We start from the raw sequence: 17,827 nt of genomic DNA on the forward strand, positions 1-17,827 counted from the left end.
ATTTGTAATACATGAAAAATATTGCCGGTGGTGCCCGCGTTTGAAGCGGGACCCGTCGCAAACTGCCCTGTCGGCCGTCGCCAAACCGCCTATATCGATCTGGCCAGGATCATATCGCCGGATGCCTCGTCGCGCGGTCTGTCGCCGCCGGCCTGTATTCCCCTCGCTTTACTCATGTCGGCGAGGCACGGAAAAAACAGGTCGAACCTGGTGCCGAGGCCCGGCCTTGTCCACAGATCCATGGCGCCGCCGAGTTCCAGGACCGTTTGATGCACCACCGGAAGGCCGAGCCCCGTTCCCCCGCTCCCGGATTTGGTCGTGAAGTAGGGCTCGAAGATCTGCGCCGCATCGGCTTCCGGGATTCCCGGGCCGTCGTCCGCGACGCTCAGCCGGACGAAAGTCCCCGGCGCGATGCTGCCATGCGTAAAGGTCCGGTCGGCGGTCTGCTGCAATGAGGAGACGCTGACGGTCACGGTTCCGGTCGTCTTCATGGCCTCGCCGGCATTCTTGACCAGATTGATCAGTATCTGCTGCAGTTTCGCGGGCTCGCCCTGAATCCGGATCGGCAGGCCCGGCAGCAGCGCGTGAACACGGATCGGCGAAGGCACGCACATCTGCAGTTCCGGCATGATCTCGTCGACGGTCCTGACCGCGTCGAAGGACGCCGAGGAGTCCTCGTTTTGGTGACTGGATTCCAGCGTCTGCTCGATGATCGTCCTGGCGCGGTGCCCGGCCTTCTGGATGTTTTCGACATAGCGATGCGGTGACGAACCCGGGTTCAGGGCATCGGCGGCCATCTCCGCGTAGCCGGTGATCGAGGTCAGGACGTTCTTGAACTCATGGGCGACGCGTCCCGCCAGCTCTCTTGCGTTCCTCGATGCTTCGCGCGTGTTGGCGGCGTCGTCGTTGCGCGACTTTCCTTCGATCGCGAGCGCCAGAAGCTGGGTGATATGGTGCAGCGCCTGTGTCTCGTCCCTGAGAATGGCCGAGGTTGCCTCGGTGCATTCCGCAACGAGGAGAACGCCCAGGCTGTCGCTGACCCAGGCCATGGAGCTGATGGCATCGGGTTTCGTCCTGCTTCTGGAACGCAGGCCGTTGAGGCCGCGCCGCGGGCTTTTGGGATAACGCCAGAGCATCTGGTCGCGCGGCGCCTTCCCGCGCTTTCGAAGCTCCGAAAGGGCCTCCTCGACGAGTTTCGCGCACGAGAACGGCTGCAGCGTGGAGGCATAGGCGCGCTCTATCTCCCAGCTTGCCGGGCAGATCGTTATCACCGAGGTGGAGCGAAGCTGGAACAAGGTCTCGATCTTGCCGAGAACGTCCTGGACCCCGATGCGGAACGCATCCTCGCCGGCAGCAAGATGCGCGATCGAGTTGCGGATCGCCCGCATGGAAATCGCAAAACTCCTGCGGCGGCGGCTTTCCCTTCGCCATGAGGACGCGACCGCGCCGAGGACAAGAAGCGGCAGCCCGATCGAGACGACCAGCACCGCGTAAGTCGCAAATGCGCCGGTGGCGGCGAGGCTGGCCGTCGCGGGGATCGGCGGGGATCGCTTTTCGTCGACGATTTCCGGCAAGGGGCGGGGTATCGGGACCGGCACCTGCTCCGTTTTCGGAAGGTCGGCGGGCTGAATATCGGCAGGCGCGACGGCGGGTGTCGCCGCGGGCGCCCTGGAGCGCCGGCGCGTCGAGGGGGCCTCGGCTCCTCCGATACTTTCCAGGCCGCGCCTGATGGGACGCGTCAGGGCCCCCAACGGGTTTTTCCGGATGAATTGCTGCCAGTCGTCGGACTGGATGGCGGCGAGCTGCGGCTGGTTTGCGGCCGGCGGGAGGGGCGATGCCGCGGACGCGGCCGGTGCAATGCAGCGGCGGGCCGGGATCGTGGCCAGCTCGACGCAATCGCTCGACGGAGCGGGCATCCCGTGCCGCGCGTCGGCTTTGCGGGCATTCGCCGAATCGAGCACCAGCAGGGAAACGACGACGCTGAAAACCCCCAATGACCTCCTCATCAGACCAGCCTCATGCTGCTTTCGATCGAGACCGGGCAGTCGATGAAGTAGCCGGCGCCGCGCTGTGTTCTTATATAGTCGCGCCCTTCGCCGCTCCGGGAGAGCTTTCGGCGTAATCTCAAGATGGTGACGTCGACGCTCCGGTCGAAAATCTCCTGGTCGTGGACGCGTGTGGCGCGAAGCAGCTGCTCGCGGGAAAGCACCTGTCCGGGCGCTTCCAGCAGCGCCACCAGCAGGTTCAGTTCGCTTGTCGTCAGCTTCAGCTCGTTGCCGGATGGATCGCACAGGCGCCGGTTGCGCATGTTGAGGCGCCACCCGTCGAATTGATAGATCTTGAGCGATGCGGTGTTTCGTTGCGGAGCGGAACGCAAAGCGCTTCTGACGCGCGCCAGCATCTCGCGCAGGCTGAAGGGCTTGGCGATATAGTCCCGGGCGCCGAGTTCGAGCCCCTCGACCTTGTCGCCTTCCTTGAGCCGGTCGCCGCTCATGATGATGATCGGTACGTCGCCCTGTTCCGTCAGGGCGCGCACGATGTCCATGCCGTCCTCGTTTCCGAGGTTCATGTCGACAAGAAGAAGGTCTGGTTTCTGGGTGATCAATCGGCGTTTCAGGCCGGCGCTGTCTTCAACGACACTGACACCGAAGTCGTGCTGCGCAAAATATTCAGCCAACATGGCGCCCAGGGACGCGTCGTCATCAACAATGAGAATATTCTTCATTACAAATCTCCTTCTGAAGTGAAAACGCCCACGGTCAGAAATCTTATTTATCTGAAGCTACTACTCTATTTATTCCCCGGCGCTACCTGCCTTCGTTGAACATATTACGTACAACCAATTGTCGAACGAGGCAAAATTTGGGCAAATGCGATATTGTGTGGGCATCTGCCCGTGAACTGCACGTTGTGTGTAACACTTCGGTGACGGCTGGAGCGGCGTGCGTCCGCACTGACGTACCGCTCTAGCCGGTGCTTCGCAGCCTGCTTTCCGACAGCAGGCCGCTTTCGTCCAGGATCGGATGGGCAACCGAGACCAGATGGGCATTGATGCGCTTCAGGTCGCGCAGCACGTCCAGATGCAGCGAGCTTGTCTGCAGGCTGTCGGCGCGTCCTTTCCGCAATCGTTCGAGGTGATGCGCGGCCGAGCGCTTCTCCATGCGTCGAACCTCCACCTTGAGGTCCATCATCCGCTTGGCCAGATTGAAATCCCTGGTGACGAATATGGTCTGGGCCACCCGCATGTTGTCGATGGTGAGATCGAACATCTTCCTCAGCTCGCGGTAGCCGTCCTCGGAAAACCGGAGACCCAGGGAGGCCTTTTTTCCGATCTGCTCGGTCAATCCCTTCTCGATGATGTCGCCGATGTGCTCCAGGTTGATCGCATAGTCGATGATGGTGATCGAATGTCTCGCATCGTCGTCGCTCAGTTCTCCACGGCAAAGCTTTGAGAGATATATCTTTATCTCCTGTTGCAGCGCGTCCACCCGCTTTTCCAGCGCCCCGATTTCCGAGAGTTTCGAAAGGTCGTTGCTCTCGAAAGCGTCGGAGGCGCGCAGCAGCATGCGCTCGACCAGGTCGCCGACGCCCAGAACTTCGCGCGTGGCGCCCGCAAGGGCGACGACCGGCGTGGAGAGCGCCTGCATGTCGAGATATCTCGGTCCCGCCGTCGTTTGCGGATCTTCGGGGAGAAGGGCCGCGGTCAGCCGGGAAAGCGGAAGCGAAAAGGGCCATGCCAGGGCCGCCAGGGCGATGTTGAAGCCGAGATGAGCGTCGACCGGCAGCTTTTCCGGGCCGAACGGCAGCAGGTCGAACAGGGTCGCGCCGTAACCGGCAAGGGGAAGGGCGATCAGGCAGCCCGCCCCCCTGACGATGAGATTTCCCAGCGCGACGCGACGCGCCGCGACCGAGCCGCCCAATGTCGCGATGACCGGCGGAATGGCGCCGCCAAGGTTGGCGCCGAGCACCAGAACGACGATCAGCGCGGGTGACAGCGCACCGGTTGCCGCCAGCGAGAGCACGAGCACGACGGCGGCGAGGCTGGAGGACGCAACCAGCGCGATCGTCGCGGAAAGCAGGAGCGCCACGGGCCAGGCATTGTCGAGCAGGGTGACGAAGCTTGCCAGCGCCGCGGATTCCCGCATCGGCGCGGTGGCGTTGCTGAGGAGATGCAGCGACAGCAGCATCAGCCCGATGCCTATCAACGCCACTCCGCCGCCCTGTCTCGCCGCCGAGGCGTTGCGATAGAGGACGATGCCGGCCAGCAGCAGCAGGGGAGACAGCCACGCGATGCCGGCGGCGACCACCCAGGCGGTTATCGCGGTTCCGACGTTTGCGCCGAGCAGAACAAGCTGGGCCATGCGGGGCCTGACCAGACCGCGCTCGACGAAGGACGCGGTCATCATCGCCGTGGCGGTGGAGCTCTGCAGGGCGATGGTTGCGGCGAGGCCCGAAAGGAAGGACCGCGCGCCGCTTGCCGTGCCGGTTGCGAGACCGGTCCTGAGCCTGGCGCCAAACGCACGCGACGTGCCGTCCTTGACCTGGGCAAGGCCGAAGAGAAGCAATGCCACCGCACCGCACAGATTGATCATGACGATCGTGGACTGCATGACCCGCCTTTCCGCGAATGACTGGACGCCGACCGGTTTCTGTCCGTACCCGCCTCGTGTTTGCCGGCGCCTGGCGCGTCCGGAACCGACCTTCGGGCCGACATCGCCCGGGCGGCAAAGCGGAACGTTCCGATCACCGGCCCCGGGCGCTTTCGAGATTCATGCCGCGATCCGCAAACCGGAATCGGCGGAATAGAGATGGGTGTCCTTGGGATCGAACGCGAAACCGAGCCGCTCGCCCGGGCCGACGCGGATGTCCTGTGAGACCGTCGCCGCGAACGCGGCGTCGCCCACCAGCGAATGGATGATCCGGGTCGATCCGAGCTCCTCGATGAATTCCGCACAGGCGGTCAGCGCGCCGGGAGTGCCGGGTTCCACGAGGCGAACCGACTCGGCGCGGATGCCGAAGACGACCGCCTGTTCCGCATATTGTCCGGATACTTCCGGCCGGACCTTGATGTCGGTGCCATGGGGGTCCCGGAACCGGCCGTCGGCGGTGATGCTGCCTTCGAGCAGGTTCATCGCCGGAGTGCCGACGAAGCCGGCCACGAACCTGGTCGCCGGATTGTGATAGATTTCGGAAGGCGTGCCCACCTGCTCCACGCGCCCGCCGTTCATCACGATGATGCGGTCAGCCAGCGTCATGGCTTCATGCTGGTCGTGCGTGACGAAAATGGACGTGGCGGCAAGCTGGCGGTGCAGCCGCCGGATTTCCGCGCGCATCACCACCCTCAGCTTGGCGTCGAGATTCGACAGGGGTTCGTCGAACAGGAACACGGCCGGCTTGCGGATGATGGCCCTTGCCATCGCCACCCGCTGCCGCTGGCCGCCGGACAGTGCGGCCGGCTTGCGGCCGAGATAGTCGGTCAAACCGACGATCTTCGCCGTTTCCTCGACACGCCTCTGGCGCTCGGGCTTCGATACGCCCGCCACCTTCAGCGCATAGCCGATGTTGGCGGCAACCGTCATGTGCGGGTAGAGCGCGTAGTTCTGGAAGACCATGGCGCAACCGCGCTCCCGCGGCTCCAGGCGGTTGACGATCCTTCCGTCGATCGCCATGTCGCCCGACGTGATATCCTCCAGGCCGGCGATCATGCGCAGAAGGGTCGACTTTCCGCATCCGGAAGGCCCCAGGATCACGACAAACTCGCCGGAGCTGATTTCGAGGTCCACCCCGTGTATGACCGGATGGTCACCATAGGATTTCCGAATGTTGCGTAACGAAATCGGTGCCATGGGAATTCCCCTTTTTGTGTGCGGATTATGATTGCGGGTTTCGCGGATTGCGCAGGAAGTGATATCCGGCCAGCGCGCAGGCGCCGCGGTTGAGCGAGGTCTCGTTGATCGGGGTGACGACCGGCCACCGCAGCAGCCGGCGCGCATCCTCCGGGCTCAGCAGGTTGCTGCCGATGGGTTCGAGCCGGATGGCCGAGCAGATCGCCTGGAGGATGGGACCGGGCATATAGGAGCAGACGAACAGCCGGTCGACATCGTATGTCCTGACGACCATCTGGGCGGCGGGGGTCAGGGAGGCGCCGGCTTGCCTGCACCAGTCGCCGACGGAGGGAGGAAGCTCTCCGTCATGGCTCCAGTCCTCGACCCTTTCGAGATCTGCAACCTTGAGGAAATTCCCGATCGTCGGCCGGAAATCGTTCCTCGGAACGAAGTTGCCGATTTCGCCGGCGTTGGCCGAGACCCCTTCATAGAGTTCATTGTTGTGGACGAGGGCCCCGCCGACGCCTCCGCCGAGGTAGAAGCAGAAATAGTGGCTGTGCCGCCTCGACAGACCCTCGCGGATCGTGCCGACCGCGATTGCCTTGGCGTCGTTCTGGATGGTCACGGGGAGCGAGAAACACGTCTCGAAATGTGCTTTCAGGTCCACGCGCGACCATGCGAGGGGATTGCCTATCGAAACGACCCGGCGGCCCTTCTCGATGAAGAAACCCTGTGCGGCGATCCCGATGCCGACGAAACGTTCCGTCGCGCCGACGGCGGCGAACGCTTCCGTGATCATCGCGGTCGCCTTGTCGAGCGTCCGGTCCGGTTCGCGGAAATCCCCGCCGACCTCCCTTTTGTAGAGGCGCTCGCCGGCCAGGTCCTCGACCGTCACCACCAGACGCTCGTTTGCCAGCACCAGGCCGAGGACGAGCAGGCTTCCCGTTCGAAAGATCAGCCTTCTGGACGGCTGGCCGCGGGTTCCGGTCGATTCCGCCTGTTCATCGAGATAACCGTTGTCGACAAGACCCTTGACGGCGCGCGTCATGGTTTGCGGGGAAACGCCGAACTGGTGGGACAGCTCGAAGCGGCTCGGCGCCGCCCCGGAAATCACGGTCTCGAGCGTTTGAAGTTGAAGCTCGTTCAGCTCTCGATGAAACGTCACAGGATCAGCCCGCTTTTCTCAGTTTCAACCTTAGTCCCAACGGCAGAGGCCGGTCATAGTCCGCCTCCACGTCTTCATAACCCCGGCAGAAATTTCCCGGTCTGAGGATTGCGCCCCCGAAGGGACGGAACAGCTGGACCGAGCCTCCGCCGTCGAGATGCATGCCTTCCATCGCACCGTATCGCTGCAACAGTTCGGCGATATCGAACAGCGTCGCTCCCTGCGCGATCACGTCACGCGAGGCATAGGTGGATTTGCCTTCCACGGCGAGGAGAAACAGACCGCCGCCGGCATCGATGCCGGCGCCGAGCCTTGCGGCGCGTGTTTCATGCCAGTCCGCCTTCCAGTTGTAGGGCGATGGCTGGACCAGGTCTCCGGAAGCTCCTTCTATGAAGACCCCTTCCTTTTCGAAGATGGCGTCGTCGCTCAGCGCGGCGCCGCCTCTCACGAGCCGCGGACCGGCCTGCACACCCTCCACGACCGTGCCGTTCCCGATGGAATACGAGACCGGCCGCCCCTGCCGGAGAGCGTCGAGCAGGCCGGGATCGGGCTCATTCGGAAAGCGCAGCACGCAGCCCGTCCTGGGAACCGGCATGCCGCCGCCCCGGGACATGGCCACGGCGAAGCGCCCGACGACGGCGACCTCGACGGCATTTTCGTCCCGCGGCGTCAGACCGTCGATCGTACCGTAGTAACGGGCGATCGCGATAGGCCCGGCCGGCTCCTCCCGGAACGCTCCCGACGCATGGGAACGAAGAACGGTTCCGTCCGGAAGGGTCACGGCGACATCCGCGAAGCAGAGGTTCCTGATCGCGCTCGCCTCGCCGTCGAAGACCAGGCACGCCCTGGGAACCTGGGGAGGGTACCGGATCACGCCCGCCGCCGCGACCATCCCCACGGGGTCGCCATACGCTTCGAAATGGGTATCGAGCTCCCTGGGCTCGAAAAGGAAGTAATTGGCGTTCGAGAAGATCTCATCCCTGGCGAGACCGGCGCTGCGCAAGCGCATGTAGTCGGTATAGGCAACCGGGACGGGGTATTTCGAGGGCGCGGAGCTTCGTCTGTCGCTCCAGAGTTCGCAGGCGGACGCCCCGGCCTTCTCATATTGCTGCGCCATGGCCGCCGAGCGGGCGGCCCAAAGCTCCATCTTTTTTCCCTGAAGCTCCACCACGCTCTTGTCTTCTCCGGCGCGGCGTTCCGGGGGCGGAACCTGGTAGGTCGGCGCGCCGAGCCTCGCCGACGCCAGGGCTGCTTCGATCGATGCGACGGCCTCGCCCGGCGGCGAGTCGTTGAATGGCTCTACCTGGAATCGCTCGACGTGAACGACCGCAATATTTGCCTTAAGTCCGGAAGCAAGGGTCACGGTCTCTTTTCTGATAGATTGCATGGTAGAGCCTTTCATTTCGATCATTACTTCACGCCGCCCGCGACAAACCCCTGGATGACGTATCGCTGGCCAAGAATGTAGATCGCCACCAGGGGCAGGGTGGAAATGACCGACCCCGCCATGAACCAGGTCCACTGGGCGTCGAACTCGCTCACCAGGCTGATGAGGCCGCGCGGGACGGTGTAGAGTTCGGGCGAATTCAGGTAGAGGATCGGGCGGAGAAGCTCGTCCCAGCTGTGAATGAAGGCGACCACGAAGACGGAAATGAGCGCCGGCACGGAAAGCGGGAGATAGATATCCCGGAAGATCCGGAAGGCCGATGCCCCGTCCATGCGCCCGGCCTCGGCGTAGTCGTTCGGCAGGGCCGAGAAATACTCGCGCAGCATGAATGTTCCGAACGATCCGACGAGGAATGACGGCACGATCAACGGCAGGAACGTGTTGATCCATCCAAGCTGCCGCATCAGGAGATATTCCGGGATGATCGTCACCTCGTTCGGGACGAACGCCGTCGCCAGCACGACGGCAAAGAGAAAATTCCGCCCGCGAAACGGGACCTTCGCGAAGACATAACCCGCCATCGCGCAGGTGATGACCTGGCCCACCGCGGCCGAGGTCGAGACAATCAGCGAATTGACGAAATAGGTCGTGAAATCCCTCTCGGTGAGCACCGACGTGTAGTTCGCGAAGGGTGCGTCGGTCAGGAGCTGCGTCGGCACGAAGCTCGGCGGCAGGCGGAAAAGGTCCGCCGGCTCCTTGAACGAGGTGATCAGCATCCAGAGAAAGGGAGACAATGTCATGAGGGCGTAGAGTGCGAGCACGCCGTAGAGGGCGGCAAGGAGCGACCTTTTATTCATGGACCCATCTCCGGCGAACGTAGAAGTTGGTGAGTGTGATGAGGCCGACCACGAAGCACAGCAGATATGCGAGGGCCGAGGCATAACCCATCTGGAAATGCACGAACGCATTCTCGTAGATGAAGAAGGCGAGGGTGCTGGAGGCGCCGTTCGGCCCCCCGCCCGTCAGGGCGTAGGTCAGCTCGAAGGTCTGGGTCGACCGGACGAGCGCGATGATCAGCACGAAGAACAGGCTGCGGGACAGAAGCGGTATGGTGATCTCGAAGAACTGCCGAATCCTCCTGGCGCCGTCTATCTTCGCCGCCTCGTAGACGGAGGGGTCGATCGTCTGGAGCCCCGCGAGGAGAAGTAGCATGTAGAAGCCGCTGTCCTTCCATATGGCGACGATCGCCACGGCCGGAAGCGCCCAGGTCGGATCGGCCAGCCATGCCGGCGGCGCGGAAACGCCGAGCCAGAGCAGGAGGTTGTTGAGGATTCCGAACTTGGTCGAGAAAATCCAGCGCCACGCCAGCGCGACCGCGACGGTTGAGGTGATGTAGGGGAGGAAGAATGCCCCCCGGAAGAACGCGGATATCCGCAATGCGTTGTTCAGCAGGACGGCCAGGACCGTCGCCAGGGCGATTGCGCCTGGAACGTAGAGAAGGGTGAACCATGCCGTGTTGAGGAAGACCTTCGCCGCCGCCGGCGAGGTGAGGATCTGGATGTAATTGTCGAGACCGACCCACCGGGGCTGGTCGAAGATTTGCCACCGCGTGAACGACATGATGAACGCCCACACCACCGGCACCAGGCGGAAAACCGTCAGGCCGACAAGCGTTGGCAGCAGGAAGAAAAGGGCGATCCAGGGGAATGCGCGGGCGTTACTCTGCATGGTGCTCTCCTGCGCCGGGAAAGAGAGGCTCTTTCCCAGCAACAAAAATTCAAGGAGTTTGTTGGTGCCGTTTGCTGGAGCATCGGCCCGAAAACCGGAAGCGGTTTTCGGGAAGCACGATGCGTGGATTCGACGGGTTCTAGCGCTTGAGGACGCTGTTGCCGTAGTCGACAAAGCTCTTGACGGCCTCGTTCAGGGACTTGCGCCCGTTGAAGACCTCGTCCAGCTCGCCGTTCACGCCGCCCGAGCCGGAGGCTCCGTAGCCCCTCCAGGCGTCCCAGTTCTTGGAGAAGCCGGTATAGAGCTGCTGCTGGCCGATCTTGAGGATGACTTCCTTGTTGCCCGGCTGCTGGTCCCGCTCAAGCCATTCCTCGCGCTCCGCGATTTCCTTGAAGGCCGGGACCTTGCCGCCGCGGAAATCCTTGGCGCTGCGCGAGCCGTCCGTCATGTGCTTGATGAAGGCGGTCGCGAGCTTCTGGTTCTTGGACGTGGCGCCGACGGCGAGCATGTCCGGCCAGGCATAGGCGCGCGCGGTTTCCGGCGTCGCGTCGGGACCGAGCGGGATTTCGGCGATGCCCCATCGGAACTTGTTGCCGATGACGGTGCGATTGTTCGAGATGTTCCAGGAACCGTCGACCCACATCGCGGCCATGCCGAGGGGGAAAACGTCCTGGAAGCGCACGCCTTCCATGTCCTTGGGCGGCGGGGCGACCTTTTCCTTCACGACGAGGTCGGTCAGGAACGAAAGGGCGGAAATCGCCTGCGGATTGGGCTGCAGGGCGGTTGCATCGGCATTCAGGTAGCGGCCGCCGTTGCGGTAGACCCATCCATCCGTCTGCGCGTAGCGCCCGAAGACCGAATATCCCCATCGATCGGGATTGCCGTCGCCGTTCTTGTCCACGGTGAGCTTGTGCGCAGCTTCCAGGAAGTCCTTCCATGTCCAATTGCCTGTCGGGTAGGACAGGCCGGCGGCGTCGAAGGCATCCTGGTTGTAGTAGAGGACCGGGCCCTGCCAGCTCTGCGGGACCGCGAACAATCCCCCCTTTATCCGGGCGACATCGACGGCGCTTTCGGTGTAACCGGCCAGATTCAGGGATGTGGCGAAGGACGTCAGGTCCGCGAGGTTGCCCGCTTCGACCCATTGCTGGATGTAGCCCGACGACATCATCATCACATCCGGCAGGCTGCCCGAGGCGGCAAGTGCCGACAGGTTCGGCCAGTAGTCCTTCTGCGGCAAGGCCTGGGCCTGAACCTTGACGCCCGGATTGGCCGCCTCGAATGCCGCGATGGCCGGCTTTTCCTGCTCCAGCTGGACAGGATCGAAGCTCATATACCGCAGGGTTACGTCAGCCGCCCACGCGGGGCTTGTCATGGCGGTGGTGGCGAGCGCCACGGCGAATGTCGCATTGCGAATCATTTAGCTTACTCCCTTTTATTGTTCCCAATTAATTTCCACCATGGAAATTAATTGATGTCAACGTCTCTAGTGATGTTTTGCAACAGGCTGATGACGACAGGCCGGAGATGGTTTCCGCCACACGGCCGCCGGGCGAGCGGATTTCGACGGTGGGATGGCAGGATATATGCACCTGTAGTCAGTTTGGTTCAGATCACATTTCTCGGTGGCGCTGCGCTTGAGTGAAAGACGGACTTGATTGAAATCATTCTGGAATACCTAAATACAAACTGCTCGAAACCATTTCCGACACCGGCCAGTTGATTGGTCCGGCGATCCCCGCAGCCGGGTTGCCCTTGTTGAAAGGACCCGGGAAACACCTCCTATCCTCCTATCCTCCTATCCTCCTATCCTCCTATCCTCCGCAAACTCATCCCCGCACTAGGCCGTCGACCCAAGGGCGCGGTCCGTATCGTCCATGATGTCGATCACTGCGTCCCAGGTGGAGCGGGCGTCGAAGAACTCGTCGGGCTCGGAACTCTCGGTCTCGCCGGCGGGGTCCGGGCCCAGGAGGATCTCGAGCGCATCGTGGTAGACCTCGTCCTCCTCCGATTGTTCGCCCTCCAGATATTCCACGGCATCGTGGAACTCGCCGTCACGCGATGCCTCCATGTCCTGCCACTTCTTCCGGGCGAAGCGTACGAATGCCGGGCCTGCATCCTGGAGAGCGAACATGATGGCGGGGCCATACTGGATGACCGTGAGATTGACGGTGGAAAGGGCCGCCGTGATGCCGGCCTTGAGCTTGACGTCGTCAAACGCGCGGGAGCCCTTCTTTTGCAGGACGGCCGAAATCGATGCGAGCTGGAGAAGCGCCAGCGCGCCGGAGCGGGCGAAGAGATTGATCATGTCCTGCAGGTTCTGGGTTTGCCTGAAGAGGACTTCGAGCATCCTCATCTTGGCGAACGACGTGTAGGGAATGAGCGCGCCGATCTGTGCATCATTCTCCCTTGCCGCGTAGAACATGAAGCCCAGGATGATATCCCACAGGCCCACGATCTGGGACTTTTTCAGGAAATCGGGTTGTTTTTCGGCGATGTGCTGACCCGCGGCCCGGCTCAGAAGCTCCGAGGTCCTGTGGGCCTTGCCGCTGATCCGTGTCAGGGCATCGTCCGTTCCCTGCGAGAGGACGAACCGGTTCGCCAAATCCTTCAGGGACTTCTGATATCGGTTCAGGCGCTCGGACTGCGTGATCATGGCGTCCCGGATCGCCAGCAGTTCGGAGGCTTCATCCTCGGGCGCAGGCATCTTCCCGGCCTTGTTCACATCCATGTTCTGCTTGATGGCGATGATCTTCTGGGGCAGGTTGAACGCAAGCATCAGCAGGACGGACGACACGCCGACCGAGGTGATGTAGCGCGATTTGTCCTGGTAGAAGTCGTCGTGATGGATGCCGGTGGTGAGATTGATGCGCTGGCTGACCCCCAGGAAGACCCTGTCCTGGAAGATGGCGTCGAAAAACTGCCGCCAGTTGGCTCCGGGAGAGATCAGGAAACCGATCGTCAGGGGAACGGTTCCGACCGAGAAGGGAACGACCCGCGGGAAGAGGGAGCTGTCCGGAACATTGCTGACGGACCAGACATCCCAGGCGATCGCCCCGCCGGTCATGGTGCCCATCATGAGGCTCTGCCACAAGGGCATGCCATCCTTGAAGGCCTGAATTCTGCCTCGGGTCTTGCCCGCGTTGGACCTGATGTGGTCCTTGGCGGCCTTGGGAAGAGCCGCCCATTCCTCCTCGATCGCACGCTCGATGTCCCTGCACTCCCTGGCGAGCAGGCCGAGCGCCTCGATGCCCTCCTTTTGCTCGGGCGTCAGGTTGCTGGCCGCCTCGACGATCTCCGGGGGGAGATCGAGACCCGTCTCGTGATGGGCGAGATAGGCGCACAGCATCTTGTAGACATCATGGCTCTGCCCCTGGCGGATGTTCTGGACGGCGTTGGTCTTGAGGAAGGCGTTGCGGTAGAAGAAGTCGCAGACTTTCTGGAGCGTGCCTTGGACGGTGGAAGCGGGCGAAGCCATGGTGAAGGGAGTTGCTGGATGATGATTGAAGTCGCTTTGGTCTGATGATCTGTTGGTTTTCTGGTTGATCGAAAGGCCAATGTCGGGGAACCCGCCGCCTTTTATGCTTCCCGTGCCTCCGACGGGGATTGCCGGGGAGGGCCATGCCCGACGCTAGCCGGGTTAACCCGCGCGGAGGCGCAGTGCATGCACCTCGTATCCGTCGGTGGAGCGGATGCTCAGCTGAGCAGGTGTCTGCGGCATTTTCGGACGTGCGGAAATGAGGATCGGCGGCCGGCGGGCCAATGGGTCTGGACACGTAGGCTCGTATCTGCAGACATTCGGGCCGATACCTGGTCAGCCGGTCAGCATCGGGTTTCACCGGGCGCCTGCGTGGACCGCGTGCCTTCTTCGAGCCAGGCGATTGGCTGATGGCTGGAGCGGCAATCTTTCCGCGCGGGGTAATCGTACGACGGGGTCGTACGATGCTACGCGCCAGTAGGACGATATTTTGGGAACGGGCTTTCGCAGTGCCCGAGAGCCTGCCGATATCCGCTTGAAAAGGCGCCGAAGAAGCCCATGCGATATTGGTTCGCCAGATCAATCAATCCCTCCACATCACCGACACGCATTCTCAAGAATTCATCCATTCTCAACTGCATCATGACCTCCGACATCACGCGACAGCCCGGCGCCAGGCGGTTTGTTGCATCGGTCCCGAACGAATGCCTGTCAGACCCGAACTGGGCGATCGCGTTCGACGCTGCGCGAAAAGCAGTTCAGAAACTCGAAGACGAGCTGGCCGTGTTCCAGCAACTCGATGCATCTGCCTCGTCTGACGACAAGCCGTACTCCAGGATGCTGGCCGCGCAGAAAGCGGATCGATTGCAAACTGCGAGGAGCATCCTTCTGGAATACGAGCGAGAGGAGAGCAGGCGGGAAGCAGCCCGGCAGCGTCAACTCGCAGCGACCGCAGCAAATGCAGCTCAGCCCCAGGAGTTCATGATGGTTATCATCGAGCACCACAATGACGGACCTTCCTCTGAGCCCCCCCCTTCGTACGAGGAGGCGACCAGGGGATGATGGTGGAGGACCGGGCTTGGAAAGGGGGAGGGCGGAAGATAGTTCGTTTCGGTCGATAGGGAGATAGTCGAAATGAATTTCAGTTTTTGGGATGTCTATTTTTCCACATCGCGCAAATGCAATTTTTAGTTGTTTTCACATGCGAATGACGATTTTCTCAATCAATGATCAATTCAATTCAGGCGACTATCTGGAAACTAAAGGGCGGAGTTGAAGCCGCCAACCAAGCTCAAGGTGTTGAACCTTCAAAACACAATCCCGCACAATCCCGGCAAAACGATCCGAACCTCCACTTAGGCTTCCTCCTCGACACCCTGGGCCCAGGCAGCGATCATGTTGGGCAGCTTGCGCATGGTGTCCGGGTCCACCGGAATGTTAGCGCTCTGTTCCAGGAGACCGCCTTGGGCGAGCAGGCGGGTAGCGCCATGAGCATCGACGTGCATGATGCAGATGGAAGGGCCTCCGTCATTCGCCCAGATGTCGTCGTCGGTTGCAATGACATTCCCGGAGAGGGCGACGAATTTCTTGGTGAGCGTGCCGAATTCGTTCATGGTGAGGCCCTTGGCCCGCAGGGAGTTATAGGCGAAGAAGTACCAGGCGTCCTGGCCTCGGAAGACACCGGCGCGCTCGTTGGGCTCGGTGACGTGGGAAAGGTTGCCGGGAACCTGCGCCCAGAAGGATTTGACGAATTCATTGGCGGGAGGGGATCTGGCCAAACCCCACTCGCCTGAGGGGAGCAGCGTCCATTTCTTCATGGCCTCGACCAGGTAGTCATCCTCAATGTGCGTGCGCATCGTTGTCGCGGCCTGGAAGTTGGGGTTCGCATCGTTCTTCAGGCGTTGCTTGTCCCATTCGCCCAGGGAAGCCCAAACGGGGCTCTCGATCTTGTTGCCGTCGGGCCCGATCGCGAAATAGTTGAAGCGGCCGGCCGGGCCGTTGAGCTGGTCGAAGGTGGGCGGCTCGATCAACAGTGGCTGCCCCAGGGAGGGACCGGTGACGAAGAAGGAATTGTCGGTCATCTCGCGTTTCTTCAGAAGGTCCGCATAGGCTGGATGAACCTTCACATACTTTCCGGACTGCTCGGTTGCGCTGGAGGGGCCGACGGTCTGCGTGACCTTGTCATCGGGAAGGAGGGAACCGTCCGCGGCGCGGAAGAGCTTGGTGAGATGGATGAAAAAGCCACCGTTGATGGCCACGAAGGGCCCTTTCAGATCGCGGACGATCCGCAGGGAAATATCAACGCCGCTGGAAGGGCTGATGGTGCTTGTCCGGGCGTTGGCGATGCGAACGACGGTGAAGGCGCCATCGTCCTTCATGAGGGAAAGGATGGCGTGGGCTTCGGAATTGGCCGGGTGGGCGGTGTCCCAGCCGTCGGTGCGCTGAAAGCGATAGTGGGTGATGCCTTCAGACAGCTCATTGACGAGCAGGCTGTCGTGCGTGGTGGGGGCAAATGCGGAAGACATCGCGTCGGGAGTGGAGTTCGGAGGAATGATGATGGGTGCTTTGGATTGATGGGACTGTGAGTGTCGATGGACTGTCTTTCGAAGGAAATGCCCGGATATTTATGCTCGCGGCAGCTCTGGTGATCGACCGCTGACGCCAAGCGAGGGGGCAGTGCAAGGTCGGCTGAGCAGGTTTGCGCGATTTTTCGGCGAGACCGAAATGAGGATCGGCGGTTGCCTGCATGCATGGTGGGCCACGTAAGCTCGTATCTGCAGGTGCAGGGGTGCCGAAACAGGGCGTGCGTCAGCCGGGTGGATCACGCGCCATGGCCACATCTCGTATTCGCAATACATTCCGGATCAGGAAACCGCCGTGCGGATCACATGCCGTTTCGGGTTAGCGGCGACTGGGCTTCCGGATTTGGACTAGCGTCTTGGAAAGTGGGGTATCGATGGCAGGATATATGGATGTGTAATGTATCTTTGTATGTTGGTTCACGCGTTTCTGTACATAAAACATTGTTCATTGTATAAATAAGTTGTTTTAAGGGTTTGATATTTATTTTTAAGTCCATAAGTCCATAAGTCCATAAGTCCATAAGTCCATAAGTCCATAAGTCCATAAGTCCATAAGTCCATAAGTCCATAAGTCCATAAGTCTATTTAATGGATTGTCGGTATATGTGTTGATGCGATTGTATGTGGAAAAATTTGTGTCTCTACGCTCGCGAGCAGGATGTGCATTCGGATGGTCGTCCGACGCACCCGGCATGTGAAGGATAATACCCCGATCGGGAGAAGAAGCGTTGTCTGCCCTGTCGCTCCGGCGACTGCGGGCCCGTTGTCCGGAAGCCTGGAAGGGCGTGGTTGCAGCCGGCGTGGCGGCGCAAGGCCATAGGATCGCATAGCCCGTCCGGACTATGCGATCCGGGGCCGCTCAGAACCTGTGAGCGATACCGATGCTGAAGACGTCCTGGTCGAAATCGACCTCGACGCCGGACAGTGTCGCGGGCGAATAATCGTTGTAGCGGTATTCGGCGCGCAGGAAGGTCGTGTCGCTGACGGCCCAGTCGATGCCCACCCCCAGCGTCCATCCGTGGGCGAAGGCGGTGTCGTCGGGGTTCTCGACATAGAGGTTCGCCGCCGTCCATCCGGCGGCGGCGTAGACCAGGACGTTGCCGATCTCTTCGCCGAGGCGCATGCGCACGGACCCCGAAAGATCGGTGCCCACATGCGCCCCGTAGAGATCGATCTCATTCCAGTCGTAGTTGATGTCGCCTTCGATGCCGATCCACGACCGGTTTGCCAGCCGCCAGTTGTGGCCTGCGAACAATCCGGCTCGCCTGTCCGAGGTCTCGGCCGTCGTTTCGCAGGCGCAGCGTTCCGTAAAGACGCCCTCCAGCTGGCTGAAGCCGAGATGCAGGCCGGCATAGGAGCCATCCCAGCCGCGCTCGGGCGGCGTATCGTCGACAGGCGGGGTCAGGATGAACGGGGGCGATTCCGGCAGGTCCGCGGCATGTCCGCAAGTAAAAGACAAAGCCGTGGCGATAATTGCGATAGGGATTGATTTTTTCATCTTTGCCTTCTGAAATAAACATAAATTGAACAATTTCAGGATGACTACATCCCGCGTATTCCATCAATCCAAAGTGCGTTGCATTTGTAGTGGAGCCCTTGCAATACGGCCGATGGCCACGGATGTTGCCGGAATGCTCCGGGTCCCGGCGCGGCCGTTGCCCGGGA

General features: G+C 61.6%; 13 protein-coding genes. 1 reads left to right on the plus strand and 12 read right to left on the minus strand.

All coding sequences use genetic code 11. The annotated features are described in order from the left end of the window. Positions 1–89 precede the first annotated feature (89 nt). From ACFFP0_RS23635 to ACFFP0_RS23680, 10 genes are all read right to left on the minus strand, one after another. Positions 90–1,994, minus strand: a complete 1,905-nt coding sequence (locus tag ACFFP0_RS23635) for an ATP-binding protein (RefSeq protein WP_377264670.1) — start codon at positions 1,992–1,994, stop codon at positions 90–92. 11 nt (positions 1,995–2,005) lie between these two features. Continuing rightward, on the minus strand, positions 2,006–2,725 hold the full coding sequence (locus ACFFP0_RS23640; RefSeq protein ID WP_377264671.1) for a response regulator: 720 nt from the start codon (positions 2,723–2,725) through the stop codon (positions 2,006–2,008). A 241-nt stretch (positions 2,726–2,966) separates the two neighbouring features. Then, entirely contained in the window at positions 2,967–4,610 is a 1,644-nt protein-coding gene (locus ACFFP0_RS23645) for a Na/Pi cotransporter family protein (RefSeq protein ID WP_377264672.1), read from the minus strand. Positions 4,611–4,769: 159 nt separating this feature from the next. Further along, entirely contained in the window at positions 4,770–5,846 is a 1,077-nt protein-coding gene (locus ACFFP0_RS23650; RefSeq protein WP_377264673.1) for an ABC transporter ATP-binding protein, read from the minus strand. Between the two features lie 25 nt (positions 5,847–5,871). Continuing rightward, positions 5,872–6,990 carry an ROK family transcriptional regulator gene (locus ACFFP0_RS23655; RefSeq protein ID WP_377264674.1) on the minus strand — a complete coding sequence of 373 codons (1,119 nt, stop codon included), beginning with the start codon at positions 6,988–6,990 and terminating at the stop codon, positions 5,872–5,874. A gap of 4 nt (positions 6,991–6,994) precedes the next feature. Then, positions 6,995–8,353, minus strand: a complete 1,359-nt coding sequence (locus ACFFP0_RS23660) for a phosphodiester glycosidase family protein (RefSeq protein WP_377264675.1) — start codon at positions 8,351–8,353, stop codon at positions 6,995–6,997. A 47-nt stretch (positions 8,354–8,400) separates the two neighbouring features. Continuing rightward, positions 8,401–9,234, minus strand: coding sequence for a carbohydrate ABC transporter permease (locus ACFFP0_RS23665; protein WP_377264676.1), 834 nt, complete (start codon positions 9,232–9,234; stop codon positions 8,401–8,403). Next, the gene (locus tag ACFFP0_RS23670; protein ID WP_377264677.1) at positions 9,227–10,105 is read right to left on the minus strand and encodes a carbohydrate ABC transporter permease; all 879 of its coding nucleotides are present in this window, start codon (positions 10,103–10,105) and stop codon (positions 9,227–9,229) included. The genes ACFFP0_RS23665 and ACFFP0_RS23670 overlap by 8 nt, the downstream gene beginning before the upstream one ends. A gap of 139 nt (positions 10,106–10,244) precedes the next feature. Then, positions 10,245–11,522, minus strand: a complete 1,278-nt coding sequence (locus ACFFP0_RS23675) for an ABC transporter substrate-binding protein (RefSeq protein ID WP_377264678.1) — start codon at positions 11,520–11,522, stop codon at positions 10,245–10,247. Positions 11,523–11,942: 420 nt separating this feature from the next. After that, the gene (locus tag ACFFP0_RS23680) at positions 11,943–13,580 is read right to left on the minus strand and encodes a hypothetical protein (protein WP_377264679.1); all 1,638 of its coding nucleotides are present in this window, start codon (positions 13,578–13,580) and stop codon (positions 11,943–11,945) included. A gap of 558 nt (positions 13,581–14,138) precedes the next feature. Here ACFFP0_RS23680 and ACFFP0_RS23685 point away from each other — a divergent pair. Further along, a complete protein-coding gene (locus ACFFP0_RS23685) occupies positions 14,139–14,642 on the plus strand; it encodes a hypothetical protein (RefSeq protein ID WP_377264680.1) in 504 nt (167 codons plus the stop codon). A 293-nt stretch (positions 14,643–14,935) separates the two neighbouring features. Here the strand turns inward: ACFFP0_RS23685 and ACFFP0_RS23690 are convergent, their stop codons facing one another. Both ACFFP0_RS23690 and ACFFP0_RS23695 read right to left on the minus strand, forming a co-directional pair. Further along, positions 14,936–16,105, minus strand: coding sequence for a hypothetical protein (locus ACFFP0_RS23690; protein WP_377264681.1), 1,170 nt, complete (start codon positions 16,103–16,105; stop codon positions 14,936–14,938). A gap of 916 nt (positions 16,106–17,021) precedes the next feature. Then, positions 17,022–17,660 carry an outer membrane protein gene (locus ACFFP0_RS23695; protein ID WP_377264682.1) on the minus strand — a complete coding sequence of 213 codons (639 nt, stop codon included), beginning with the start codon at positions 17,658–17,660 and terminating at the stop codon, positions 17,022–17,024. Positions 17,661–17,827: the final 167 nt, after the last annotated feature.

It is taken from the genome of Neorhizobium puerariae (assembly GCF_042429745.1).
GTDB classification, from domain to species: domain Bacteria; phylum Pseudomonadota; class Alphaproteobacteria; order Rhizobiales; family Rhizobiaceae; genus Neorhizobium; species Neorhizobium puerariae.

What these genes read in the sequence shown, in the direction of transcription:
- ACFFP0_RS23645 (WP_377264672.1), bottom strand. Translation starts at nt 4,610, where the DNA reads ATGCAGTCCACGATCGTCATGATCAATCTGTGCGGTGCGGTGGCATTG.
- ACFFP0_RS23675 (WP_377264678.1), bottom strand. Translation starts at nt 11,522, where the DNA reads ATGATTCGCAATGCGACATTCGCCGTGGCGCTCGCCACCACCGCCATG.
- ACFFP0_RS23680 (WP_377264679.1), bottom strand. Translation starts at nt 13,580, where the DNA reads ATGGCTTCGCCCGCTTCCACCGTCCAAGGCACGCTCCAGAAAGTCTGC.
- ACFFP0_RS23690 (WP_377264681.1), bottom strand. Translation starts at nt 16,105, where the DNA reads ATGTCTTCCGCATTTGCCCCCACCACGCACGACAGCCTGCTCGTCAAT.
- ACFFP0_RS23695 (WP_377264682.1), bottom strand. Translation starts at nt 17,660, where the DNA reads ATGAAAAAATCAATCCCTATCGCAATTATCGCCACGGCTTTGTCTTTT.
- ACFFP0_RS23685 (WP_377264680.1), top strand. Translation starts at nt 14,139, where the DNA reads ATGCGATATTGGTTCGCCAGATCAATCAATCCCTCCACATCACCGACA.
- ACFFP0_RS23640 (WP_377264671.1), bottom strand. Translation starts at nt 2,725, where the DNA reads ATGAAGAATATTCTCATTGTTGATGACGACGCGTCCCTGGGCGCCATG.
- ACFFP0_RS23665 (WP_377264676.1), bottom strand. Translation starts at nt 9,234, where the DNA reads ATGAATAAAAGGTCGCTCCTTGCCGCCCTCTACGGCGTGCTCGCACTC.
- ACFFP0_RS23670 (WP_377264677.1), bottom strand. Translation starts at nt 10,105, where the DNA reads ATGCAGAGTAACGCCCGCGCATTCCCCTGGATCGCCCTTTTCTTCCTG.
- ACFFP0_RS23650 (WP_377264673.1), bottom strand. Translation starts at nt 5,846, where the DNA reads ATGGCACCGATTTCGTTACGCAACATTCGGAAATCCTATGGTGACCAT.